This window comes from Alicyclobacillus tolerans (assembly GCF_900142255.1).
GTDB lineage: Bacteria > Bacillota > Bacilli > Alicyclobacillales > Alicyclobacillaceae > Alicyclobacillus_I > Alicyclobacillus_I tolerans.
Genome location: NZ_FRAF01000008.1, coordinates 21,554 through 46,445, shown reverse-complemented (window position 1 = coordinate 46,445; position 24,892 = coordinate 21,554). Strand labels below are relative to the sequence as shown.

Sequence of the window (24,892 nt, the reverse complement as noted above, 5' to 3'; positions counted from 1 at the left end):
TCTACTGGGTTCAACAAGTTCCTTCTACTTGATAAAAAAATTTTTGTAGAGCCAACAAACTGTTGCAATTAGTTTAGGCTAACTATATAATTTCTTCGTCAAAACATGATTATTTTACTCAACTTTCAGAACGGATCGGCCAAAGAGATTGCGAGAAGGTGGCGTGGCACTTTTGGCGGATATGAAGAAATGAGGTTTGGGGATTGCCAAATGCAGATCGTGCGGATGTGATGATGCCGGCGGGCCGTTTGCGCAAACTGATGCTGCTTGTCAGCATACTTGGACCAGGACTGATGGTCATGTTGGCAGATACGGATGCAGGCAGTGTGATTACCGCCGCTCAGTCAGGAGCTATGTGGGGATATCGTATGGTATTGCCACAAATCGTGTTGATGCCGATTCTTTATTTTGTGCAGGAGATTACTGTACGTTTAGGTATTTTGACGGGTAAGGGACATGGAACGCTGATTCGTGAAAAGTTCGGGAAAAATTGGGCCCTTCTATCTGTCATTACCCTGTTTATCACTTCGGTCGGCGCTTTGGTCACAGAGTTTTCGGGTGTTGCGGGTGTGAGTGCCATGTTTGGCATACCCAAGCTTTGGAGCGTCAGTGCTGCTACGATATTATTAATTGTCCTTGGCGTCTCTGGCAGTTATCGTCGTGTTGAACGAGTTGGTATTGCCATGGGTCTCTTTCAGTTGTTTTTTGTAGTAGCTATGTTTTGGGTGCATCCGAGTATTTCCGCATTGACTCATCAGATGATGCAGATTCCATTATCTAATCGTAATTATTTGTTTTTATTGGCTGCCAATGTAGGTGCTGTGATTATGCCGTGGATGATTTTTTATCAGCAAGGTGCAGTCATTGACAAAGGTTTGCGTTTGGAAAATATGCCCACTGCTAAACGAGACACCTTGATTGGGGCGATTGTGACCCAATTGATTATGCTGGCTGTAGTTGTGGTTTTGGCGGTAGCTCATCCACATCAAGCTTTAAATACGATTGGACAGATTGCTACTGCTGTGGCGCCGTTTATGGGGGAGCAAGCTTCCCGTTGGATGTTGGGCTTGGGGATGCTTGGGGCGAGTATGATTGCTGCTTTGGTGGTCTCGATTGCCGGCGCTTGGGGAGTCAGCGAAGCATTTGGAATTCAGCACAGTCTCAATGCTCGCTGGCGTGATGCTCGTTGGTTTTACTCAATATATACTCTTGCCCACGTGCTTGGCGCTGTATGGGTTTTACTCAGTGTGGACTTGGTTCAATTGAATATTGATATTGAAGTGATGAACGCTATTTTGCTGCCGATTGTTTTAGGATTTCTTTTGCTGCTGGAAGCTAAAGCATTGCCGGATGAATGGCGAATGAAAGGCACTTATAAATACATGGTATGGGCCATTTGTTTGCTGGTGATGGTGTTTGGACTGTATACGTTAGTATCTCTCTAAACAGTTGGCCTCTTTTGACAGGTGGAACTTGTTTTTTCCATATGTCGCGTGCGATTTCTGAATCCAGTGTTTTAATCGCTGAACTCGTCTAGATGGATTCGGAGAATATCTTCTTTTGGGATTTTGTGCGTTTTCTGCTCGGCTTGTAGATGCAGAGAAGAGGGCGTAGCGTGTGTCAGCCATCCGCTCAGAGGTTTGCGCTTGCCGTTTTGGAAAACTTCTAGTTGTATAAGGGCTGGAAGATGAAGGGAAAGCAATTGTTCCATAGCCCAATTCAAAGATTCCAGTTGCTGTTCATCCAGCAAGGGTTGTGGCAGACGCTCCTTTCGGCGGCGAAATTCGGCACTTGCTGCGCGATGTTCGGGAAGCAGGAGACGCATGGATTCGAAAATATTTCCTTCATTTATCTTCACGCAAAATGACCTCCTATTTTGACAGCCCGTGTGTGTTTTTGGCCCGCAGGCAACAAACTGCTGGTGCGGATAATGCTCGTTTCGCCAAAGGTGGCATGTAAATGGTCCACAGTACGCCAAAGTTGCTGGCGGCGCGGCACATTTTCAAAGAGATCGAGCTGTGTACCGCTTTCCTCAGTCAGCAAATCGAGTGAGACACTCACAGCTCGCACGCCACTTCCGTCCCAATGCGTATCGAGCAGGGAGAGTAAAATCGGGTAAAGTTGTTCACTGCGATTGGTTGGGCGCGGCAGGGTTTTGGCACGGAAAAATCCACCTGTCATGCCCTCGTAGGTCAGCCCAAGCCCTATGCGCCGCCCGCACTGCTGTGTGTAACGGGTACGAGAGCAGACTTCGTCCAATAGTTCTAAAATTACTACCGCTACTTCTTCTCTCTGATAAAAATCGCGAGGTAGCGTAGTGCGGTTGCTGTAACCCCGATGCGGCGTCTGTAACGCATTGTCGTTCAAAGTGCTGCCATCCTGGCCTTGGGCCCATCGCTGGATAACCTCTCCCCATACACCAAACCGCGTCCGCAAACGTCCCAGTGGTAAGCGTGCCACATCGCCAATTGTTTGGCATCCAAACTCTTCTATTAATATTTGCGCGCGCCGTTTCAGTCCCCACATCTCTGTTACAGGTAGTGCGTGCAATTCGTGTATCAATTGATCTTGCGTCCACCAGATCACGCCGCCCCGTCTGTGTTTGGCCGCCTTATTGGCCATTTTGGCTGCCCATTTGTTAGGAGCGAGACCCACCCGGCAACGAATACGAAATTGATCCCAGATACGGGTGCGCAATTCGCTGGCGGTTTGTAACGGATCGGCAAAAAAATGGCTTGGATAAGGAAAGGCAAAGAAGCATTCGTCAATCGAGAAAGATTCTGCCTTAGGGAACATTTGACGAATGGTCTCTTGAATACGCAGAGAAGTTTCCAAATAAAGACGCATGCGTGGTCGCACGCAGATGAGTTTTGGGCATGCGCGGACAGCTTCCCCCAGTCGCATGGCGGTGGAAACGCCCATTGCTTTGGCTGTTGGCGAGGCGGCCAAAACAATACCGCTTCGTCGCTCTGGATCACCTGTAACGGCGAGTGGGGGGTCGCTCTCATCGCATTCTAAATGCCGGCTGGCTGTGAAGGCTGGAGTGGTGGCCACCTCCACTGACGCGTAGAAACTTTGCATATCCACTAGACCTACAATCCATTCAGTGCTGCTCATGGACAGGACCCAGTTGCATCCGTGCTTCCAGCTCTGCTGTCAGCATGGGGCGCATATAAATGGCTTCGTGTGTGTATCCTTTTTCTTTATATTTGACTACCCACTCCAAGTCTTCTTCCATCACGTCTACAATCTCTGTTTGGCTCTCCTTCAAAAGGCGAAGTAAGCGTGCCCGTTGTTGATGGATATGTCGCTCTGCCAAATCGAGCAGAAGGAGGCCGCGAATGGCTAAAGTTGGTCTCATGATTGATCACCCTTAACGAACATATGTTCGTATTTATCAGTATATGCATTTCTGCGCTGAAATCAAGCGAAAAGTTTTGTGAAATTTTGAGGGGGATTGAATGAAATGCTGAATTGACGAAGTGGATAGGGTTTTGTAGAATTTCTCCAAGAGCTTTATTGTCAAACGAATCTCGAATAAGAGCCTATGAAAAAAGGGTACCTGGCGCACAGTCCGCAGCGAGTCGGGAGGGTGCGAGCCGATGGCGAGGTGGCCAGGGAGTATGATTTTGGAGGCCGCAGGCTGAGCGTAGGGGCGAGGTTTGCGCGGAAGTCCCCGTTACCGGACAGAGTGGACAGAAAAGCATGTCCGCTTGCCAGAGGTGCGTCATACGGTAATGAGAATGATGATTGCAGTTTCAACCAACATCATTTTTCAGCCCGAGCGCATGAATTTGGGTGGTACCGCGGCTATACAGCTCGCCCCAAACAGGGGCGGGCTTTTTGGTGTTACACCGATTGGTATGGACTGGCATGGATAGAGAAGGGAGTTTTAACATGACGAATCCAAAAACATTTTACGTTACCACACCTATTTATTACCCGAGCAATCGCTTGCATATTGGGCACGCCTATACCACGGTAGCTGCTGATGCCATTGCCCGCTATAAGCGGTTGCGTGGCTACGATGTCATGTTTCTTACAGGGACGGACGAACACGGCCAGAAAATCCAGCAAAGCGCGGAGGCTGCTGGTCAGAAGCCACTCGAGTTTCTCGATGGCATTATTGCCTGGATTCAAAATTTGTGGAAAGAGTTGGACATTTCCTACAACGATTTTATCCGCACCACAGAGTCCCGTCATACCGAAGTGGTGCAGGCCCTGTTTGAACGGTTGGTTGCGCAGGGGGACATCTATTTATCCGATTATGAAGGGTGGTATTGCACACCCTGTGAATCTTTCTGGAGTGAACGCGAATTGGTGGACGGCAAGTGTCCTGATTGTGGCCGTCCTGTGCATTACACCAAAGAGGAAAGCTACTTTTTCCGGATGAGTCGATATGTTGACCGACTTCTCCAGTTTTATGAGGAAAATCCAGAATTCATACAACCAGAATCGCGCAAAAACGAGATGATTAACAACTTTATCAAACCTGGCTTGCAAGATTTATGTGTTTCTCGAACTTCTTTTGATTGGGGCGTACATGTGCCAAGCAACCCGAAACACGTTGTCTACGTCTGGCTCGATGCGCTTACCAACTACATTACGGCTATTGGTTATGGATCGTCTGATCCGCAAAAGGAGGAGCAGTTTGCACGCTACTGGCCTGCAGACGTCCATCTGGTGGGCAAGGAGATTGTCCGTTTCCACACCATCTACTGGCCAATCTTTTTAATGGCGCTTGGTTTGCCGTTGCCGAAGAAGGTCTACGCTCATGGCTGGCTGCTGATGAAAGACGGGAAAATGAGCAAATCCAAAGGTAATGTGGTCGATCCGCTTCTGCTCATTGAGCGCTATGGGCGAGACGCGATTCGCTATTTCTTGTTGCGTGAAATTCCGTTCGGACAGGATGGCGTTTTCACACCGGAAGCGTTGATTGAACGGCTCAATTTTGATTTGGCGAACGATCTGGGCAATCTTGTTCATCGCAGTGTGGCTATGTTGCATCGTTATCGGCAAGGTGTGGTGCCGCGCCCGGGGCAGCGGGAAGCGGTCGATCTCGCTTTGGCTCATTTAGTGGCTGAGACAGTCGACGCAGTAGAGGCGTACATGGAACGGTTGGAATTCTCTGTGGCGCTGGAGGCACTGTGGAAGTTGGTACGTCAGGGCAACAAATATATTGACGAGACTGCTCCTTGGGCGCTTGCCAAGAATGATCAACAGGAGCGGCTGGATACGGTGCTCTATCATATGGTAGAAACGATTCGCGTCCTTTCGATACTTGTACAGCCGTTCATGACAGATTTTCCTCGTGCTGTGGTTGCGCAGTTTGGTTTCCCGGTAGACGCTTTTAGCTGGGCCTCGTTGCGCGAGTTTGGCCAGCACAGTGCGGGTCTCAACGTGATCGAGCAAAAACCGCATTTTCCTAGACTTGATGTAGCTGAAGAGATTGCAGCACTGGATGCCTTAATGGGTGCGCGGACAACTGCGTCCCCATCTGCTGCAGTTCCTGGCGCGGCAACCGTTTCGTCTGACGCCAGCCAGCAGCCAATAGAGGAGAAGATGCCACTGATTGGTGTGGATACGTTTGGGCAAGTGGAGTTGCGTGTAGGTCAGATTGTGGCTGCTGAAAAAATCGCCAAGGCGGATAAATTGCTCAAGCTTCAGGTCGACCTTGGTAGTGAGACGCGGCAAATTGTCTCTGGAATAGCGCTACATTATCGTCCGGAAGAGCTGTTGGGAACGCGGGTTGTTGTGGTGACCAATCTTAAACCTGTCAAGCTGCGAGGCGTAGAATCCAATGGCATGATTTTGGCGGCTTCGTCGGGAGACACCTTAAAGCTGGTTACTGTGCCTGAAGGTCTGCCGAATGGGAGTGTTGTGAAATAATGCTGTTTGACACCCATTGCCATTTGATGGATGACCGTTTTCGGGAAGATTTGCCGCACGTTATAGAGCGTGCTCGCGCTGTAGGTGTCACAGAAATAGTTGTACCTGGAGTGGATGTGGAAAGTTCGCGAAAGGCCCTTGAAATTGCTGAGGCGTACTCAGGGGTGTATGCTGCGGTAGGCATTCATCCAGAGGCGGTAGGGCGCGTTTCTGATGATGATTACGCGGCGATTGAAACTATGGCTGCACATCCGCGTGTAGTGGCAATTGGCGAGATTGGACTGGACTACTATTGGGACGCTGCGCCTCGCGACGTTCAGCGGGCAGCGTTTGTTCGCCAGATTGAGATGGCCCGCCGTCTCCAATTGCCAGTCATTGTGCACAACCGCGAATCCACAGGAGATGTTCTGCAGTGTCTGCAAGAGGCTCATGTGGAAGAAGTGGGCGGTATCATGCATTGTTTCAACGGCAGTGAAGAGACGGCCAAAATTTGTCTAGCTATGGGCATGTACTTGTCGTTTGGCGGACCCATCACGTTTAAGAATGCGCGCAATGTACAGGCTGTAGCCTCGACGGTACCGAGGGACAGGCTGCTGGTGGAGACGGACGCGCCCTACCTGACTCCCCATCCGCATCGTGGAACGCGCAACGAGCCTGCGTATGTTCAACTGGTTGCACAGCGTTTGGCGCAAGCGCAGGGAATAAGCTACGAGCAGATATGTGACTATACGCGAGCCAATGCTCTGCGCCTGTTTATGAAAATTGGAGAGGGAGAGGGGCAGAGGCATGGCTGATCAGTCGTTGCCGCGCATCCCTGAATTGATTGTGGTAGAGGGTGTGCATGATTGGCAACGTGTTCGGGAGGCGGTGGAAGCAGACGTTTGGGTGCTTGGCGGCGAGCGTTTCAGTCGCGCAACCTACCATGCTTTACGGCGGGCGGTGCAAGTTCGGGGGGTCATTCTTTTGACCGATCCCGATGGGCCTGGTCAACGCATTCGCCAGCGCATTGATCGGGCTGTGCCAGGATGTCTGCATGCTCATCTGCCGAAGCGTTTGGCGGTGGGCGGCCAGAAACTAGGCATTGAACACGCGCAACCAGAAGATATTCGTCAAGTATTGCTGGCTGTGCGTCGACCTCGCGTGCAAGATCAAGAGGCAACTGCCAACCAGCCTTTTACCATTGCTGATTTGCAGGAAAACGGGCTCACGGCTTGTCCTGAAGCCATGGAACGGCGTCAATGGTTGGGCGACTGGCTTGGCATTGGCGGTGGCAATAGCAAGTCGTTTGTGTACAAATTAAACGCTCTGGGTGTTACGCGTGAAGAATGGCGCATAGCTTTGGAGCGGCTCTACGACCACGAAAAGGAGACGCATCAGGCATGAAACCAGATATCACGCGACCATCTGTCCTGCGGGAATTGCTTGGCCGCCATGGATTTACACTCAAAAAACAGTTAGGACAAAACTTTCTCATAGACAGTCACGCTCTAGACAGCATCGTTGATGCGGCAGACATCCATGCTGATACGAGCGTCATTGAAATTGGTCCGGGTGCTGGGGTTTTGACGACCCGTTTGGCAGAGCGAGCAGCACGGGTCTTGGCGGTTGAAAAAGATGACTCCCTTCGACCTGTGCTGGAGGAGGTGCTGTCTGGAACAGACAATGTGACTTTGCTTTTTGCCGACGCTCTGGAAGTTTCCCTGGAGGATTGGGTAGGGCAGCATTGGGGCGAAGTGAAACGGTTGGTAGTAGCCGCCAATTTGCCGTATTACATCACTACACCGCTGCTCTTTCATATACTTGAAAGTAATCTTCCCGTTAGTGATATGGTGATTTTGGTGCAAAAAGAAGTAGCCGATCGCTTGCTCGCCAAGCCTGGTGGCAAAGACTATGGCGTACTCACAGTGATGGCTCAATGGCGGGCGGAAGTACAGCGTGTGGTGAATGTGTCGGCCAACTGTTTTCTGCCTCCTCCTACGGTGGAGTCGAGTGTCGTGCGTCTAGCGGTTCGTTCACAACCTCCCTATCCGTTACAGCGTGAAGCAGCCTTGCGAAAGGTTGTGCGTGCAGCTTTTGGCATGCGCCGCAAAACATTGGATAATGCCTTGGCAGGTGGATTGAGTCTTTCTAAATCGGCAGTAACCCATCTTCTCGCTTGTGCTCAAATTGACGGCAAACGGCGCGGAGAAACGCTTGATTTGCAAGAATTTGCACGCTTGGCTAATGCGTTTGTCGAAAATGGCGTACAATAAGAGGTAAAATAAGAACAAAAAGAACAAAGCACAAGGATATCCTGAAGTTTCTACCATTCCTGATGGTGGTCCATCTGCAGGAGAGTGATGCGATGTGTGGATGTTTGAGAGTCCTACTTACGGCAGACTGACGCTCGACGAAGTAGCCGAAAGAATTCAGGCTGCGCTTAGCCATCATCCGAACGACGAATTTCGCCTCATTATAGGCTCGGATTCTCAGCCTAAACCGCAGGCGCATCACGTCTCGTTCGTGACAGCCATTATCTTGCATCACGTCGGTAAAGGCGCCCAATATTTCATCCATCGAGAACAACTCATGCATATGGAATCCTTGCGTCAGCGCATGTTTACAGAAGCCTCCTACTCTCTCCAGGTAGGAGGCATGTTATTTGAAGCTCTCCCTGCTTTGCCTCAACGCCTGCGCGTAGAGGTACATCTGGATATTGGCGAACGCGGTGCGACACATCACATGATTCGTGAGATTGTGGCCTGGATTACTTCCAGCGGCTACGAAGCGCGTATCAAGCCAGATTCCTACGGTGCCTCTAAAGTGGCCGATCGCTATACCAAGTCGTAAGCCTGGCAAACACATTCGGCGCAACCTTCGCATAGGCTGATGCATCAACGGCGGACGGGAGGGATGCGCGTGTGGAAGCCAGGTGACTGTGTGGTTCGAAAATCATACGGCAAAGACGTTTTCTTTCAAATTGTGGAGGTTGATGAAGAAACTTCTACAGCTATTCTCAAGGGTATGGATGTACGGCTGATTGCCGACGCTCCTTATGACGATCTGGAGGCTGTTTCTGAAGATGAGCAACGCGTCTTTGAAGCAAGACGCAGCAAAGTAGAAGGAGAAAGTCTCAAGCTGATTCAGTCCAGACGGGCTGTCGATTTAGAGAAGCGAGCGTTGCGCAGGGAAACGCGCTATCAATCGAATCCGGATTTTTTTGAACGGCCCGGACGAGTTCTACACCTCGACGGAGATGGAGCATATTTACAGAAATGTTTGGCGATGTACCGCGAACTCGGTATCCGGGCAATAGGAGAACATTTGGCCGAGCACAAAATGGCGGATATGGTCGTACAGCTGATTGAGAAGCATGAGCCAGACATCCTGATTATTACTGGACACGATGGTGTGATTCGCAAAGGAAAAGATCTGAAAGACATACAAAATTACCGCAACTCCTTGCATTTTATCCGCGCAGTGGCTAATGCCCGCAAGCGCGTGCGGAATATGGACGATCTCGTTATTATTGCAGGAGCCTGCCAATCCCATTTTGAAGGTATTATTGACGCGGGTGCCAATTTTGCCAGTTCCCCGCAGCGCATCATGATTCATGCGCTCGATCCGGTCTTTATTGCGGAGAAAATTGCTTATACGCCGATTCACGAGACGGTCAATCTCTACGATGTCGTCAAGGCGACCTATACAGGCATTGATGGTGTAGGCGGATTGGAGTCGCGCGGAAAATATCGCCTTGGACTTCCGAAATCCTCCTTTTAAATGAAAGCTTAATGGCTTCGGGACGAAAATATAAAAAAAGAATGTAGTTTACCCATTGACAACAAAATTCATGCGTTGCTATAATGTACGCTTTGGGTTGACATGCCTCTTTCTTGATGATATACTGTTTGTTGGAAAGAGGTGGTGTGTGTTGGCGAAAAATGCGCTCCACGAAATTAAAAAAAATCTTGAAGGTCTGGTTGGTGAGCGCCTGTTATTGCGGGCCAACGGAGGGCGCAGGAAAACAGTCGAGCATTTTGGTGTGCTTGAGGAAACCTATCCCTCTGTATTTGTCGTCAAGCTTGATCCTCCTGATGGTTCCTTTAAACGCGTTTCCTACAGTTATGCTGACGTGTTGACAGAGACTGTTGAATTGGTTCTATGCAAAGACGGCGAAAACACGCGGCTCATGTAGCAGGCAAGTGATTGCGGACATTTGGTAGCCGCAGCGTTTCGTTTTAGAGATAGAAGCAATAAATTTGACATCTAGGTCAATCTCAATAGATTTTGATATGGTTAAGTTTCTCCTGAAGTCGGCGCTTTAGCGTACGGCTTCTTTTATTTTTTCGTTTCCGCGTCTACGTTATCTGGATATTTGAAAAAATATGGCCAAAATCTCTGAGGGGTTCATCTAAAAATGGAATATGATTGCGCTTCTGCGCAAAAACTATGCCTTGTTCCACGAGAGGAGGGAAGTCTGTGGCCCCTCAAGCTGGACCACTTGTAGTAGTGGGTGGAGCAGAGGACAAGCAGAATGAATGCAGAATTCTTAGACATTTTTTGGAACTTGGAGGCGGTCGGCACGCCCGTGTCCTCATTATGACCGTGGCCACTGAGTATCCAATCGAAGTGGGAACGCAGTATATCGAGGTGTTTAAAAAACTGGGCGCAGCTGATGTGCGCACTTTTGACGTTTCTAACCGTAGCGCAGCCAATCGGGATAGTGCGGTGGAAATGATTCGCGATGCCACTTGCATTTATTTTACAGGTGGAGATCAGTTGCGGATTACCAAGTTACTGGGAGGGACACGCGTAGACGCAGCACTTCATGAGGCGCACGCAAACGGCATTCCACTTGGCGGTACGAGCGCGGGTGCATCCATGATGTCAAGTACCATGATTGTCAGCGGCGAGGCGGAGACCAATCCGCGCATATCTATTGTGGATATGGCTCCCGGTATGGAATTTTTAGATGGCGTCGTTATTGACCAACACTTTGCCCAGCGCGGCCGGCTTGGACGACTACTCTCGGCAGTAGCTCAATATCCGCACCATCTTGGTATGGGAATTGATGAAGATACAGCCATTTCTGTGCATCAAGGTGTGCTGCGGGTGATTGGGCGTGGCGCGGTTTCTATTGTCGATGCTGGACAATTGCTTTACAGCAATTTAGATAAGGTTCATCGAGATGAATCACTTGCACTCTGTGGCGTACGCCTGCATGTGCTACCAGATGGATACGGGTTCCATATGCGTCGGCGGGAAGCCATTACAGACTGGTCCGCTTATCGGGAGCAGAGCGACAAGGAGCTGTCAGAATGAGAATCGTCTCTGTACGGCATATTGAAGGGCCTAATTTGTTTCTTTATAAACCTATACTTCAGGCCCGTATCCATTTAGAAGAACTGACAGAGCGCGAGAGCAAAGAGTTTCCGGGTTTTCATGAACGTTTGCTTCAACTCTTGCCAGGACTGTCGGAGCACCACTGTGCAAAAGGTCAGCCTGGAGGTTTTTTGGAGCGCCTTGAAGAAGGAACGTATTTTGGGCACATAGTGGAACATGTTTGTATAGAATTGTGTACATTGCTGGAGATCGACGTACATTATGGCAAGACACTCTATGCAGACGGTCCAGGTATATACAATATAGTTATTGAGTGTAAAGCGTATGCTGCGCAAAAATTTCTTCTCTACAAAGCGTTGGAATGCGTAGAAAATCTATTGCAAGGGCAGGCATTTCCCTTGCAGAGCGTATTGCAGGAAGCACAAGATATTCTGGCGGTTACAGAACTTGGCCCCAGTACAAAAGCGATTTTGGAAGCTGCTGAAAGGCGTGACATACCAGTTCGACGGATCGGCGGGCAAAGTTTTCTTCAACTTGGATATGGCCGTTACTGCAAAAGGGTGGTCGCTACCATTACCGATAACTGCTCCGCGGTAGCTGTAGATATCGCATCTGATAAAGAATTGACCAAGCTCGTTTTAGAAGAAGCAGGAATACCGGTGCCTCGTGGTGATGTGGCCGTTACTTCTGAGGAGGCAGTGCAAATCTGGGAACGTCTGGGTCAACCAGTAGTGGTCAAACCGCGTTACGGTAACCAAGGAAGAGGCGTATCGCTCGATCTGAACAGTCCAGAAGAAATCCAAAAAGCGTTTGACATTGCAGCAGAGTATAGCCAGGAAGTCGTGGTTGAGGTCTATTGCCGCGGACAAAATTTGCGTCTGCTTTGTGTAGGCGGCGAATTTGCCGCAGCTAGTCTTAGAATACCTCCTTATGTAGAGGGAGATGGTCAACGGACCGTTAGTGAATTGATTGAAATCTTAAATGAAGATCCTCTTCGGGGCATCGATCATGAGCGGCCGTTGACACGTGTCAAGGTAGATGAAATTGTTCATCAGACCTTGACTCGCCAGGGCTATTCTCTTGATTCTGTGCCGCAAGCAGGTCAACAAGTGTGGTTGAGGGAAAGTGCAAATCTCTCGACAGGTGGGCATGCGAAGGATATCACCGATCAAATTCATCCGCTTCTTAAAACTTTGGCTGCTCGCACAGCCAGAGCAGTAGGTCTGGATGTATGTGGTATTGATATAGTGATGGACAATCCGTTAGCCAAACCATCTTCTTCGAATATGGCTGTCATTGAAGTGAATGCTGCGCCGGGAATTCGCATGCATCAATATCCTACACAAGGACGTTCAAGAGACGTGGCTGATGCTATTGTTGCATCCCTCTTTCCTGACAATAGCAACGGAAGAATTCCCATTGTCGCTATTACAGGCACCAATGGCAAAACGACAACCACTCGTTTGATTGCCCACGCTTTAGAGAGGCAAGGCGTCAGGGTAGGGATGACGACCACAGAGGGAGTCTATATCAATGGCGTACAAGTGATGTCAGGAGATACCACAGGACCGCGCAGTGCCCGTCTGGTTTTGTCCGATCCAACAGTCGATGTAGCTGTTTTGGAAACGGCTCGTGGCGGTATTTGTCGCGGGGGTCTTGCATACGACTTGGCTGATGTGGGTGTGATTACGAATATTACAGCTGATCATCTTGGTCAAGACGGCATTGACACATTGGAAGACATTGTACATGTCAAATCGTTGGTAGCAGAATGTGTCAAACCAACCGGTTGTGTCGTATTGAACGCTGACGACGAGCGTGTTCTTTCTATGCGTTCGCGCATTAAAGCAAAAACAGCCTTGTTTTCAATGCAGACACAAAACCATGAGATTCAGCTTCACTTAGCCTCTGGAGGAACAGCTTATTACTTAAATCGTAAGCAAATTGTTGAGGCGGTTGGGAGCTTTGAATATCCAATTGTATCAGTAGAGAAAATACCTCTCACCGTTTTAGGGACAGCCAAGTTTCATGTGCAAAATTGTTTGGCTGCGACAGCGGCGTTGCGCCATCTCGGGTTGACCCGGCAGGAAGTGGCGGCGGCATTGCTCGGTTTTCATGCCAATCAGCATAACACTGGCCGAGCTATGATGTACGAGTTGCCCAATCGGGTAAGGGTCATTCTTGATTATGGACATAATCCTCACGGCTTTGCTTGTGTGACAGAGTGGGTGAAACAGTTGGGGGCCCATCATCTCATAGGGGTTGTGGGTGTTCCGGGCGATCGCGCTGACGAAGTTGTTTACGCTTCTTCAGAGGTGTTGGCGGGTTGTTTTGACTGGACGATTGTGAAAGAGGATGCGGATAAGCGTGGACGACAACCAGGCGAAATCGCCAAAATGATGGCAGAACGTATGCAAAGTTTGGCTCCTCAAAGTGCGTTGCAAATCATTGAAGATGAACTGATTGCTTTTCAGACGGCACTAGATAAGGCAAAAGCGGGAGATATGGTGGTAGCTTTCTATGAAAAATTGGAACCGTTGTTGACAGAACTCAAGTCACGTCAGGCCAAGCCCCTTACACAATGGCAGGCAGACGCCGAACAGGTTCCTGGTTACGCAATGGTTTAAGCGTATTTTCCTAGGCTTTTCAACAAACTAGACAAGGAACTTGACTTGGCCTTCGCCACGTCGCATGCTAGAGTGCGACGAGGTGGGGCCTTTGTTGTTGGAGCGGGCGTATGCCAAAATTAATTTAACCCTAAATGTACTTGGAAAACGTCCAGATGGTTATCATGAAGTGGATATGGTCATGCAGAGCATTGATTTGTCGGATGAAGTGGCTCTGGAGTGGTTGCCGGAATCTATGGAAATTGTCATGGAATCACAAGCCACGAGCATACCGCTTGATGGACGTAATTTGGCGGTGATAGCGGCTGAGAAGTTTCTTTCTGCTGCTAACCTTACGCGCGGTGTACGTATTTATTTGACCAAAAATATACCGGTCGCAGCCGGATTAGCCGGGGGCTCGGCTGATGCTGCTGCCGTTTTGCGCGGTCTTAACCGTCTGGCGGGACATCCCTTTTCATTGGACGAATTAGCTGAACTTGGTGCTCAAATCGGATCGGACGTACCTTTTTGTATTTACAACGGCTGTGCTATTGCATCCGGGCGGGGCGAGAAAATTACGCATGTTCAACCTGCCTTGCGCAGTTGGGTAGTTTTATTGAAACCTCCACTTTATGTTTCGACTACAGAGGTTTATCAGTCGATTCAAGCGGATGATTTTAGCAACAAGCGAGTCAGTTCTGCCATGACGGAGCGATTTGCTAAAGGCTGTACACTGGCGGAAATAGAGTCGCTCATCTGTAACGACTTGCAGCCCGTGACCTTTCGGCTCTATCCCGAAGTGGCTCAGCTGCATCGTAAAATGCAGTCGGTGAGTGGATTACCCTGCCATATGTCAGGCAGTGGCCCAACGCTTTTTACGCTGGTTCCTACGCAGTCTGCAGGACAGAGGGTATACAATGCGCTACGCGGGTTTGCCAAGGATGTTTATCTTGCGCGACTTTTTCAGCCAAACAGCGGGGGGCAGACAGGATGAGACGGTCTTCACGTTTGCTGGCTATGGCCAAGCGTCTCTTTGATCGTCCCCATCATGTATACTCTCTTTCGGAATTGGCGGGCAGTGAGGTAGCTGCCAAATCGACGCTCAGTGAAGATGTGGCGTTTTTGCGCGCTTTTCTAGAAGAAACACAGGAAGGTACAATTGAAAGTTTGCCTGGTGCATCGGGTGGAGTGCGTTTCACGGTAGGTATGCCAGATTCCATCAGACTGCGTTTTCTTGAACGGTTAGCGAGTGAACTTTCTCATCCTTCACGTATGTTGCCGGGTGGGTTTATCTATATGTCGGATATTCTTGGCCAGCCTGATGTATTAGATAACATTGGTCGGATGATAGCAGCAGAAATGGCTAAAGTACAACCCAACGTGGTAGTGACAGTGGAGACTAAGGGAATCCCACTAGCTGTAGCGACAGCTCGCTATCTCGACGTGCCGCTTGTTATTGTCCGTCGCGAGCATAAGGTGACGGAAGGAGCGGCACTCAGCATGCATTATGTGTCCGGTTCGGAACGGCGGATTAGTACAATGTATGTGTCCAAACGGGCGCTCCCAGAACGGGCGCGTGCCTTGGTAGTTGATGATTTTATGAAAGCTGGTGCCACAGCGCAGGCTGTGCGCGCTTTGCTGGCAGAGTTTTCAGTGGAAGTAGTTGGAACAGCGGTCTTTGTAAAAACCGAGGAACCCCAGAAAAAGTTGATATCCGATTACTTGGCGCTCCTTGAGGTCAAAGCAACTCAGTTGGATGGGAGTATATTTGTTCAACCTGTCTATCACGCGTAGCTATCACGTCGTGATATAGTGAATAACGGAATGTCCGGATGGGTTCCCCATTCTTTGTAAGCCTTAGAAGGGAAGGATGAAAAATCATGAAGATGATTGCCACTGAAAAAGCACCGGCGGCCATAGGTCCTTATTCACAAGCGGTGCAATTGGGAAATGTTCTCTACACCTCTGGCCAGATACCCTTGACTCCAGCTGGTGAAATGGTCACTGGCGGAATTGAAGAGCAGACAAAGCAGGTACTGGATAATTTGGATGCAGTGCTACATGCGGCTGGAATGACACGTCAAAATGTGGTTAAAACGACTATTTTTCTTACCGATCTCGCTCATTTTCAAACTGTGAATTCCTTGTATGCACAATATTTTGGCGACCATCGCCCGGCGCGTTCCACGGTTCAGGTGGCTGCTTTGCCACGTGGGGCGCAAGTGGAAATAGAATTGGTTGCTGCTCTCGAATAGAATTTTTTCTAACCTGTTCCAACCTGCCCCTGACTTTTGAGAGGGGCAGGTTTTTTATTGACGAAAATTTTACAAACATTTTGACGTAATAGCAGGAAAAGAAGAACAATATGTAGAAAAATATGCACAGCATGGGGGATGCTTCTACAGCTAAGGGTGGTGAACAGGGTGCAAATTACGGATATACGTTTGCGCAAAGTCGTCAATGATGGACGTATGAAGGCAATTGCTTCAGTAACTTTTGATGGCGAATTTGTTGTTCATGACATCCGCGTCATTGATGGAAACAATGGTATGTTTGTGGCCATGCCGAGTAAAAAAACACCGGATGGTCAGTTTCGAGATATTGCGCATCCCATTTCATCCGATATGCGTCAAAAGATTCAACAGGCTGTTCTGGAAGAGTACTATCGTTCCGATGTATCCGATGTGGCTTTGGAAGAGCCAAGTGCCTGATGATATCGGAAGAGGCGTTGGGGTTGTTGAATAAAAAGTCGTGCAGCAATGCAATGACTGAATTTATGTATAAAAAGATAGACCCTGCCAAATTTGCAGGGTCTTTTCTTGATATCACCTTTCTGATTTACAATAAAAGGAAAAACAATTCTTTATGTAGATCATGTCCAAGTAGAAAACTGAAAGAAATGGTACACAAACTACTCTTAAATGAAATTGAAATTGTTTTGTCCCTTCCTGTACACTGAAATGAGGAATGAATCGCGCTTTCAAAAACATGTGGACTGGAAGTGCGTACGGTTCTCCTATTGAGGACAGACAGGTTTGGTAAGGGGGATCAAGGTTGGGTAGAACTGCCATAGTACTGGCCGGCGGGCTAGGTACGCGTATGAAATCCTCTTTGCATAAAGTGCTTCATCCTGTACTTGGGAAACCCATGATTTTGCATATTTTAGATGAAATTGAAAAAGTACAGGTCGATGAAGTGATTGTTGTTGTGGGTCAAAGCCGCGAATCTGTCATTTCAGTTGTAGAAGGACGGGCAAAGATAGCCGTTCAGGAGCAACAGTTGGGAACTGGACATGCTGTAATGGCGGCGCTTCCCCACGTGAAAGCGGATTCTGACACAGTATTGATTCTATATGGAGATGCGCCGTTGATACAGGCATCCACTATGGAATCGATATTCCAGAAACAGGAGCAAAGTGGAGCGGGAGCAGTGATTTTGGCTGCCCATGTTCAAAATCCGACCGGTCTGGGTCGTGTTATATTATCGCAGAGCGGACAAGTGGAGCGAGTGGTGGAAGAGCGCGACGCAAGCCCTGAAGAGCGTCAAAATCATTTGATTAACACAGGAATTTACTGTTTCCGCACCGAACGCCTGCGGGAAGCTTGCGCTCAGTTACGTCCGAATAACGCTCAGAATGAATATTACCTCACCGACACCTTGCAATACTTACAAAGTATGGGTGTCGATGTATGGGCGCAGATAGCGGATGATGAAGAAGAAGTGGCTAGTGTAAATGATCGTTTTCAATTAGCACAAGTTGAAAAAATTGCTCAGCAAAGGCGTAACCGCGAACTGATGTTGGCAGGCGTCACCTTCTTACAACCGGATTCCACTTGGATTGGAGCCGACGTAGAAATCGAGGCTGACGTCACGCTTTATCCAGGTTGTGTGCTGGAAGGCTGTACACAAATTGCTGCGGGTGCTGTGATTGGGCCATATACTCGTCTGGTGGATGCCCAGGTAGAGGCTGGCGCCGTGGTGCAAAATAGCGTTGTTCTGCAGTCAATCATTGGTGAGGGTGCACAAGTTGGACCTTTTGCCTATATCCGTCCAGGCAGTACTGTGGGGGCGCGAGTCAAAGTTGGCGATTTTGTCGAACTCAAGAACACTCGACTTGGAGCCGACAGTAAAGTCAGTCATCTGGCCTATCTAGGCGATGCAGTCATTGGCGAAAGAGTCAATATTGGCTGTGGAGTCATTACAGTGAATTATGATGGAATGCAGAAACACACTACAGTGGTAGGGGATGACAGTTTCATTGGTTCTAACGCCAACCTCATCGCACCTGTCCAAGTTGGAGAGGGCGCTTATGTCTGTGCCGGATCGACCATTACAGATAATGTGCCAGACGACGGGTTTGCCATTGCTAGAGTGAAACAAGAGACCAAACCACGCTATGTTAAGGCCTGGAAACAGAAAAAAAGTCGCGTTTTGCGCATGGGGAGGGACTCTTGAAGTGAGTTTTGACGGGGATTTAAAACTCGTCACCGGCAACGCGAATCCGCAGTTGGCGCGTGAAATATCGGAATTTGTCGGTGTCCCGCTGGCGGAATGCCAGGTCGGGCGATTTATGGATGGAGAAGTGCAAATTAAGTTGGCAGAAAGTGTGCGCGGTAGCGATGTATTCATCATTCAGCCAACGTCTGCGCCAGTCAACGAGCACTTAATGGAGTTGCTGATTATGGTTGATGCCATCAAGAGGGCTTCAGCCAGCACCATCAATGTAGTTATTCCGTATTATGGTTATGCGCGTCAAGAACGAAAAGCTCGTGCGCGCGATCCGATAACAGCTAAACTGGTGGCCAATCTCTTAGAGAAGGCTGGTGCAAACCGCGTTATCTGCATGGATTTGCATGCGGCTCAAATTCAAGGTTTCTTTGATATTCCGCTGGATCACTTGATTGGAATGCCCATTTTGGCCAAGTATTTTCTCAACAAGCAATTGGAAAATCCTGTTGTGGTTTCTCCGGATATGGGTGGCGTCACACGTGCCCGCGCGTTTGCTGAACGGCTTGGGGCTCCGCTTGCGATTATTGACAAACGCAGACCAGAAGCGAATGTTGCTGAAGTTATGAATATTATTGGCGATATTCAAAATCGGACAGCCATTCTGATTGACGACATGATTGACACAGCCGGAACTATCACATTAGGTGCCAAGGCGCTTCTCGAAAGAGGGGCAAAGTCTGTTTATGCTTGCTGTATTCATCCTGTTCTCTCCGGCAATGGTGTAGAGCGTTTAGAGCAATCCGATATTCAGGAGGTCGTGGTTACCAATACCATTCATCTGCCAGAAAGCAAGCGAATTGATAAAATTACCGTGTTATCTGTTGCTGAGTTGATTGCCGAAGCGATCATTCGGGTGCATACTCAGCGTTCTATCTCACAACTTTTTGACTAGGCGGTTATTATGAAGTTAATTGTAGGATTGGGCAATCCAGGAAAAGAATATGAATGGACAAGACATAACGTTGGGTTTTGGGCGGTTGATACGTTAGCCGCCCGTTTTGGCATGGGCGTGAAAGATTTTCGCGTGAAATTTCAGTCTCTCGTCTCTGAGTATACGTTTGGCGGAGAGAAGATTCTGATGATGAAACCGCAAACATATATGAACGTAAGTGGTGTAGCTGTGGCTGAAGCATTGAATTTTTATAAGATTATGCAACCCGATCGAGATGTAATGGTTATTTACGACGATATGGATTTTCCGGTAGGCACATTGAAATTACGTATATCCGGCAGTGCAGGCGGTCATAACGGAATCAAATCACTGATTGCGCATATGGGAACAAGTCAATTTGCCAGATTGCGTGTTGGCATTGGGCGGCCATTACCTGAACAAACCGTCATTTCCCATGTGCTTGGTCGCTTTCCCAAAACCGAAGAGGATCAAGTGAAGTCTGTTTGCGAGAAAGCGGCAGAAGCAGTGGAATATGCTTTGATGCATTCTTTCCAGGCAGCTATGAATCGCTATAATAGCTGAGCTAACTCACTTTGTTAGGTATGATAGGACGGTTTCGCCCCCATACTAACTAGGGATGATTCCTGGTATGTGTTCCATTGTTGGGAACGCAGGCAAAGGTGGGGTAGTTTATGCGTATTGAATATATCTGCCGACATTGTCGACAAAAAGTAGGCCAGCTGAATCAGCCACATTGGACCATGGCTGACGTGGATGTGCGGCTTGGCTTAGGGCGTCTGACACCAGCTGAACGACTTGAATCTGTACAGATGGACACATACGACGATATGCGGGTGTATACCGTTTGTTCATACTGTGAAAATGCTTTGCGTGAGCATCCAGAATTACTTTTGGAAGGAAAACTTTTGCAATAGGGCCGCTGTTGGAGAGCGCAGGAGGCTTCTCGCGGCTGGTTCTATAACCCGCGTATTCGTTAATCAGATGGAAGACGCGAGTTTATGGTGCGGATTTTTCAGATCCGCCAAGCGAGGAGGAGTCTCATGTTGGAATTGGCGCACATCCTTCTGCAAGATCAAAATTTTGTGGATTTTTTGCAATCCGTCAATCGAACGAATATCGATGCATTGGTGACAGGAGTTGGCGGCAGTGCGCGCAATTTGGCGTATGCAGCTATGTTGCAACACTGGCGCCTGAAACACCCAGATCAATCATTGCTGATTGTCACTCATAGCAGTAGCCAAGCTGACAGTGTGGCAGACGATTTGCGTACGCTTCTGTCTGAAGAGGAAGTCTTTGTCTATCCAGAACGAGAATTGGCTGCCCTCCATACATTGGCCGCCAGTCCAGAAGTTACAGCGTTGCGCCTTCGCGTATTGGATAGACTTTCTTTACGTATGCCAACCGTAGTGGTCACCACCATTCTGGCAGCAACTGAATGGTTGGGACATCCAAAGACATTTCATGAGGTTGTGCGCGAGTATCAAATCGGTATGCAGCTTGATATAGAGTCAGAGTTGACGAGACTCGTCCAAATGGGTTATGAACGAACAGAAATGGTCGAGCGGCAAGGACATTTTTCTCTTCGCGGTGGCATTCTTGACATCTTTCCAGTGGGTCAAGAGCATCCCGTACGCATGGAATTGTTTGATACTGATATTGACTCATTGCGTACATTTGACGCACAAACCCAGCGTTCATTGGAAAATTTGCAAGAGTTTCGCTTGTTGCCAGCTGTGGAACTAATCTTTCCGCAATCTGCTTTGTTACAGGCGGCGGATGAAATTGAAAAATTCATGCACGATCGATTGCGCAGTTTGACAGATTTAGAACAACGTGATCGGCTGCAACAACAAGTGGGCAAAGATATTGAGAAGATGCGACAGGGCCAGCCATTTCTAGGGCAAGCACGGTATATTGAACATTTTAAAACTCATGCGGCCACACTGTTGGATTATTTCCCTGCAGCCACTTTGCTCTGCCTGGAAGAACCGTTGCGGCTTCAAGAACGGGAGAAGTCCGCGCGGCGTGATTTTACAGAATGGCTTGCCAATGCTCTGATGCGTGGTGATGTATTGTCAGCGTCAATCGCTGCACCAGAAACTGGGCGTGTTTATGATGAACCGCGATTCACTCGCATTCATTGGAGTAAATTCCAAAGAGGATCTGGACGTTTTACGGCTCATTTGACGTTGACGACCAAAGACGCCCAAGAATTTCACGGACAGATGAATGTTCTGAAAACAGAACTTGCTCATTGGAAAAAATCAGGTTATCAAGTCGTTTTTTTGGCACCAACTGAGGAACGGGCAGCGCGTATGGAACGCGTTTTTGTTGATTATCGTGTCGAAGCTGTGCGTCCGAAATCATTTCAGGTCGGTGAGACGCCACAAATTTTAATCGGAGAATTGGCAAGTGGTTTTGAGTTTCCCATGCAGCATTTGGTCGTTGTGACAGACAGGGAAGTGTTTGGGAATCGCCAGAAAGTTCGGCGAGCACGTCTGGAAATGTCAGATGCCGAGCGGATCAAGAGTTATCAGGAACTGAAAATTGGCGATTACGTAGTGCACGTCAATCACGGTATTGGCAAATACGTAGGCATAAGGACACTGGAAGTGGATGGTCATCATAAAGATTACCTGCATCTGGTTTACGCCGGGAATGACAGTCTCTACGTTCCCGTAGAGCAGATTGATCAGGTACAGCGCTATATCGGATCGGAGGAAAAAGAACCTAAAGTTTATCACCTTGGCGGCGGCGAATGGTCACGTGTCAAAAATCGCGTATCCAAAACTGTTAAAGATATTGCGGCCGATCTCGTTAAACTTTATGCCAAACGAGAAGCTACGCCAGGACACGCATTTTCACCGGATACACCCTGGCAGGCAGATTTTGAAGCGGCCTTTCCATATGAGGAAACCCCCGATCAATTGCGGGCTATCGAGGAAATTAAACGGGATATGGAACGCGGTCGACCTATGGATCGCTTGCTCTGTGGAGATGTAGGTTATGGAAAAACAGAAGTTGCCATTCGGGCGGCATTTAAGGCGGTTATGGATGGCAAACAGGTGGCTGTGTTGGTGCCAACAACCGTTTTGGCACAACAACACTTTGAGACGTTTAAAGAGAGGTTTGCTGGGTTTCCCATCACAGTGGACGTTTTGAGCCGTTTTCGTTCGCGGAAAGAAGCAACAGCCTGTATTCGCGGGCTGAAAGATGGCAGTGTGGATGTCGTAATTGGGACGCACCGACTGCTGCAAAAAAGCATTGAGTTTAAGGATTTGGGGTTACTCATTGTTGACGAAGAGCAGCGTTTTGGTGTCACACATAAAGAACGGCTGAAAGAACTGCGGGCCAATGTGGATTGTTTAACGCTGACAGCAACGCCCATTCCGCGCACGTTGCATATGTCGATGATGGGTGTGCGCGATTTGTCAGTGATTGAGACACCACCGGAAAATCGTTTTCCCGTACAGACATACGTAATCGAGCAGAATGAGGGAATGGTTCGCGAAGCTCTCGAACGCGAACTGGGTAGAGGCGGTCAAGTCTATTACCTTTACAATAATGTGCAGAGTATTGTCAGTCAGGCGGAACGGTTGCAACGTTTGATGCCGCAAGCAAGAATCGCCGTGGCGCACGGTCAAATGGCGGAAGATGAGCTTGAGCGTGTCATGTTGGAATTTCTTGAAGGAGAAATTGATATTTTGGTCACTACGACCATCATTGAAACGGGATTGGATATTCCAAACGTCAATACTTTGATTGTGCATGATGCTGATCGACTGGGACTATCGCAGTTATATCAATTGCGTGGTCGTGTGGGGCGTTCCAACCGGATTGCCTATGCTTATTTCCTGTATCAAAAAGACAAAGTCTTGACAGAAGTGGCAGAAAAACGTCTACAAGCTATCAAGGAATTTACAGAACTGGGCAGTGGTTTTAAAATTGCCATGCGCGACTTGGCGATTCGCGGCGCAGGCAATCTGCTGGGCGCAGAGCAACACGGCTTTATTAATTCTGTTGGATTTGACATGTATAGTGAAATGTTGGCGGCGGCAGTCAAAGAGTTGCGCGGCGAACAAATAGAAGAGCATCCGGAAGTAAGCGTCGAGTTGCAGGTGGATGCTTATTTACCCGACTCATATATTTCCGATCCGGCGCAGAAAATCAGTATGTACAAAAAGTTCAAATTTGTGCAAACGCCTGAAGCTGCTGATGATCTCGAAGAAGAACTGGAGGACAGATACGGCGATTTGCCTGAACCTGTACGTCATTTGTTGGACATCACGCGCATAAAAGGCTATGCTGTCAGGTGCGGGGTTGACCATATCTCCCAACAGGGAGCGGAGACGGCCATCCGCTTGCTTCAAGATGATAGGCATCGCATCGATTACGCTAAATTGCAGTCGGTTGCAGTCAAACATGCGGCTGCCGTCACCAAGAGGCCCAATGGCACGACCTTTTTGTTACTGCGGACGCGGGGGTTGTCTGACAGTGAAAGATTGCTTCGCATCAAGCGGATCCTTTCGGATTACGCAGAGATGTTGAGTAGTACACGGGAGGTAGAAAAGATTGCAAAGTAAACGCACCGTCCTGTTGTCGCTGGCAACGGCTGCTGTTGTAACCTTGGTAGCCGGCTGCGGGGCGCAAAACGCCGGCAACCATACCACGCAGAATGCCACTCCAACTAGCCTGAATCTTCCTAAACTGCCGACTTATAGCGGTCCTACAGTGGCTACTTACAATGGGGGCACGCTGACCAAGCAGGAATTTGAACAACAGTACAATCTGCAAGTTGTATTGCCCAAGTTGACTGCTCAGGAGTCGAAGACGCAGTTCTTGCAGAATTATATCCTTGTCTATAAATATCTTTATGCTAAGGCAGTGAAAGCAGACAAAACACCCGTCAATGTATCTGAAGCGGAACAATTGACCAATCAGTATATGAGTCAGTTGGTCGGACAAGATTACAAGACACAAGCAGACTTGAATAACGAAATGAAAAAACTGGGCATCACCAAACAAGATTTCGTCACATTGGCGGAAGAGGGACAAGTGTTGCAAAATTATCTGCAGCAGGAATTGAAAAATGTCACCGTTTCAACGACGGATGCACAAAATTACTATAACGCCAACAAATTGAATTACTTGCAGGTGACCGTCAGCGAGATTCTTGTCAAGACGGAGAGTCAAGCTAAGTCGCTGATAGCTGAATTGAAAAAAGACAATGGCAAAAATTTTGCACAATTGGCTGACAAATATTCTCAAGATCCGGGTGTCAAGCAAAATCATGGCACATACGCCAATGCAACAGCCGGTCAATTTGTGCCGCATTTTGCAGAAGCTTGTGCAACCTTGCCAATAGGTCAAATCAGCAGTCAACCTGTGCATACACGTTATGGATGGTTTGTCATGCGAGTGGACAAGCGTCAACAATTACCGTTTAGTCAAGTTGAGAGCAGCATCAAACAACAGTTGTTGCAACAGGCGCAAAATCAAAAAGAGACACAGATTATGGATGATGCCAAGAATAACGTCGATGTGAAAATGACAGTCAAAAGTTCGCAGTTGTAAAATCTGTGTGCATCATTGAATAAAATTGGGCTGTTTGATTCTACGAATGTGCAACAGTATGCCTGAATTGGTGTATAGA

General features: G+C 48.4%; 24 protein-coding genes. 21 read left to right on the top strand and 3 right to left on the bottom strand.

All coding sequences use genetic code 11. The annotated features are described in order from the left end of the window. The first annotated feature begins 203 nt into the window (after positions 1-203). Complete coding sequence (locus BUA75_RS05785; protein WP_242650252.1) at positions 204-1,445, top strand: NRAMP family divalent metal transporter; 1,242 nt, start codon at positions 204-206, stop codon at positions 1,443-1,445. A gap of 71 nt (positions 1,446-1,516) precedes the next feature. Here the strand turns inward: BUA75_RS05785 and BUA75_RS05780 are convergent, their stop codons facing one another. From BUA75_RS05780 to BUA75_RS05770, 3 genes are read right to left on the bottom strand one after another with little or no spacing between them, the layout of a single operon-like run. Further along, on the bottom strand, positions 1,517-1,858 hold the full coding sequence (locus tag BUA75_RS05780) for a YolD-like family protein (RefSeq protein WP_072873641.1): 342 nt from the start codon (positions 1,856-1,858) through the stop codon (positions 1,517-1,519). Beyond that, positions 1,855-3,117, bottom strand: a complete 1,263-nt coding sequence (locus BUA75_RS05775; RefSeq protein WP_072873639.1) for a DNA polymerase IV — start codon at positions 3,115-3,117, stop codon at positions 1,855-1,857. Before BUA75_RS05775 ends, BUA75_RS05780 begins: the two co-directional genes overlap by 4 nt. After that, on the bottom strand, positions 3,104-3,361 hold the full coding sequence (locus tag BUA75_RS05770) for a YhjD family protein (RefSeq protein ID WP_072873638.1): 258 nt from the start codon (positions 3,359-3,361) through the stop codon (positions 3,104-3,106). The genes BUA75_RS05775 and BUA75_RS05770 overlap by 14 nt, the downstream gene beginning before the upstream one ends. Positions 3,362-3,662: 301 nt before the next feature. Between BUA75_RS05770 and BUA75_RS05765 the strand changes: the two genes are divergently transcribed. From BUA75_RS05765 to BUA75_RS05665, 20 genes are all read left to right on the top strand, one after another. Beyond that, on the top strand, positions 3,663-3,881 hold the full coding sequence (locus tag BUA75_RS05765; protein WP_072873637.1) for a hypothetical protein: 219 nt from the start codon (positions 3,663-3,665) through the stop codon (positions 3,879-3,881). A gap of 16 nt (positions 3,882-3,897) precedes the next feature. Continuing rightward, positions 3,898-5,889 carry a methionine--tRNA ligase gene (gene metG, locus BUA75_RS05760; RefSeq protein ID WP_072873636.1) on the top strand — a complete coding sequence of 664 codons (1,992 nt, stop codon included), beginning with the start codon at positions 3,898-3,900 and terminating at the stop codon, positions 5,887-5,889. Further along, on the top strand, positions 5,889-6,683 hold the full coding sequence (locus tag BUA75_RS05755) for a TatD family hydrolase (RefSeq protein WP_072873634.1): 795 nt from the start codon (positions 5,889-5,891) through the stop codon (positions 6,681-6,683). Before metG ends, BUA75_RS05755 begins: the two co-directional genes overlap by 1 nt. Then, positions 6,676-7,272, top strand: coding sequence for a ribonuclease M5 (locus tag BUA75_RS05750; RefSeq protein WP_072873632.1), 597 nt, complete (start codon positions 6,676-6,678; stop codon positions 7,270-7,272). The genes BUA75_RS05755 and BUA75_RS05750 overlap by 8 nt, the downstream gene beginning before the upstream one ends. Continuing rightward, complete coding sequence (rsmA, locus tag BUA75_RS05745) at positions 7,269-8,141, top strand: 16S rRNA (adenine(1518)-N(6)/adenine(1519)-N(6))-dimethyltransferase RsmA (RefSeq protein WP_072873630.1); 873 nt, start codon at positions 7,269-7,271, stop codon at positions 8,139-8,141. The genes BUA75_RS05750 and rsmA overlap by 4 nt, the downstream gene beginning before the upstream one ends. A gap of 100 nt (positions 8,142-8,241) precedes the next feature. Beyond that, complete coding sequence (locus BUA75_RS05740; protein WP_072873723.1) at positions 8,242-8,718, top strand: ribonuclease H-like YkuK family protein; 477 nt, start codon at positions 8,242-8,244, stop codon at positions 8,716-8,718. A gap of 63 nt (positions 8,719-8,781) precedes the next feature. Then, positions 8,782-9,648: a sporulation peptidase YabG gene (gene yabG, locus BUA75_RS05735; protein WP_072873628.1), complete on the top strand. Its 867-nt coding sequence runs from the start codon at positions 8,782-8,784 to the stop codon at positions 9,646-9,648. Between the two features lie 151 nt (positions 9,649-9,799). Beyond that, positions 9,800-10,063, top strand: coding sequence for a biofilm formation stimulator Veg (gene veg, locus BUA75_RS05730; protein WP_072873722.1), 264 nt, complete (start codon positions 9,800-9,802; stop codon positions 10,061-10,063). Between the two features lie 284 nt (positions 10,064-10,347). Continuing rightward, positions 10,348-11,190: a cyanophycinase gene (locus BUA75_RS05725; RefSeq protein WP_238413599.1), complete on the top strand. Its 843-nt coding sequence runs from the start codon at positions 10,348-10,350 to the stop codon at positions 11,188-11,190. Next, positions 11,187-13,838 (top strand): cyanophycin synthetase, encoded by a 2,652-nt coding sequence (cphA, locus tag BUA75_RS05720; protein WP_072873626.1) that lies wholly within the window; start codon positions 11,187-11,189, stop codon positions 13,836-13,838. The genes BUA75_RS05725 and cphA overlap by 4 nt, the downstream gene beginning before the upstream one ends. Before the next feature lie 94 nt (positions 13,839-13,932). Next, positions 13,933-14,811, top strand: a complete 879-nt coding sequence (gene ispE, locus BUA75_RS05715; RefSeq protein WP_341350427.1) for a 4-(cytidine 5'-diphospho)-2-C-methyl-D-erythritol kinase — start codon at positions 13,933-13,935, stop codon at positions 14,809-14,811. Further along, positions 14,808-15,611 (top strand): pur operon repressor, encoded by an 804-nt coding sequence (gene purR / locus BUA75_RS05710; RefSeq protein WP_072873623.1) that lies wholly within the window; start codon positions 14,808-14,810, stop codon positions 15,609-15,611. Before ispE ends, purR begins: the two co-directional genes overlap by 4 nt. 86 nt (positions 15,612-15,697) lie before the next feature. Further along, entirely contained in the window at positions 15,698-16,072 is a 375-nt protein-coding gene (locus BUA75_RS05705) for a RidA family protein (protein WP_203114928.1), read from the top strand. A gap of 168 nt (positions 16,073-16,240) precedes the next feature. Beyond that, positions 16,241-16,528 (top strand): septation regulator SpoVG, encoded by a 288-nt coding sequence (gene spoVG, locus BUA75_RS05700; protein ID WP_072873621.1) that lies wholly within the window; start codon positions 16,241-16,243, stop codon positions 16,526-16,528. Between the two features lie 343 nt (positions 16,529-16,871). Further along, the gene (gene glmU / locus BUA75_RS05690; protein WP_072873619.1) at positions 16,872-18,272 is read left to right on the top strand and encodes a bifunctional UDP-N-acetylglucosamine diphosphorylase/glucosamine-1-phosphate N-acetyltransferase GlmU; all 1,401 of its coding nucleotides are present in this window, start codon (positions 16,872-16,874) and stop codon (positions 18,270-18,272) included. 1 nt (position 18,273) lies between these two features. Next, positions 18,274-19,218, top strand: a complete 945-nt coding sequence (locus BUA75_RS05685; protein WP_072873617.1) for a ribose-phosphate diphosphokinase — start codon at positions 18,274-18,276, stop codon at positions 19,216-19,218. 9 nt (positions 19,219-19,227) lie between these two features. Continuing rightward, positions 19,228-19,800, top strand: a complete 573-nt coding sequence (gene pth, locus BUA75_RS05680; RefSeq protein ID WP_072873611.1) for an aminoacyl-tRNA hydrolase — start codon at positions 19,228-19,230, stop codon at positions 19,798-19,800. A gap of 110 nt (positions 19,801-19,910) precedes the next feature. Then, on the top strand, positions 19,911-20,153 hold the full coding sequence (locus tag BUA75_RS05675) for an anti-sigma-F factor Fin (protein ID WP_072873610.1): 243 nt from the start codon (positions 19,911-19,913) through the stop codon (positions 20,151-20,153). Between the two features lie 126 nt (positions 20,154-20,279). Beyond that, positions 20,280-23,822 (top strand): transcription-repair coupling factor, encoded by a 3,543-nt coding sequence (gene mfd / locus BUA75_RS05670; protein ID WP_072873609.1) that lies wholly within the window; start codon positions 20,280-20,282, stop codon positions 23,820-23,822. Beyond that, the gene (locus BUA75_RS05665; RefSeq protein WP_072873608.1) at positions 23,812-24,813 is read left to right on the top strand and encodes a peptidylprolyl isomerase; all 1,002 of its coding nucleotides are present in this window, start codon (positions 23,812-23,814) and stop codon (positions 24,811-24,813) included. Before mfd ends, BUA75_RS05665 begins: the two co-directional genes overlap by 11 nt. The last annotated feature ends 79 nt before the right edge of the window (positions 24,814-24,892 follow it).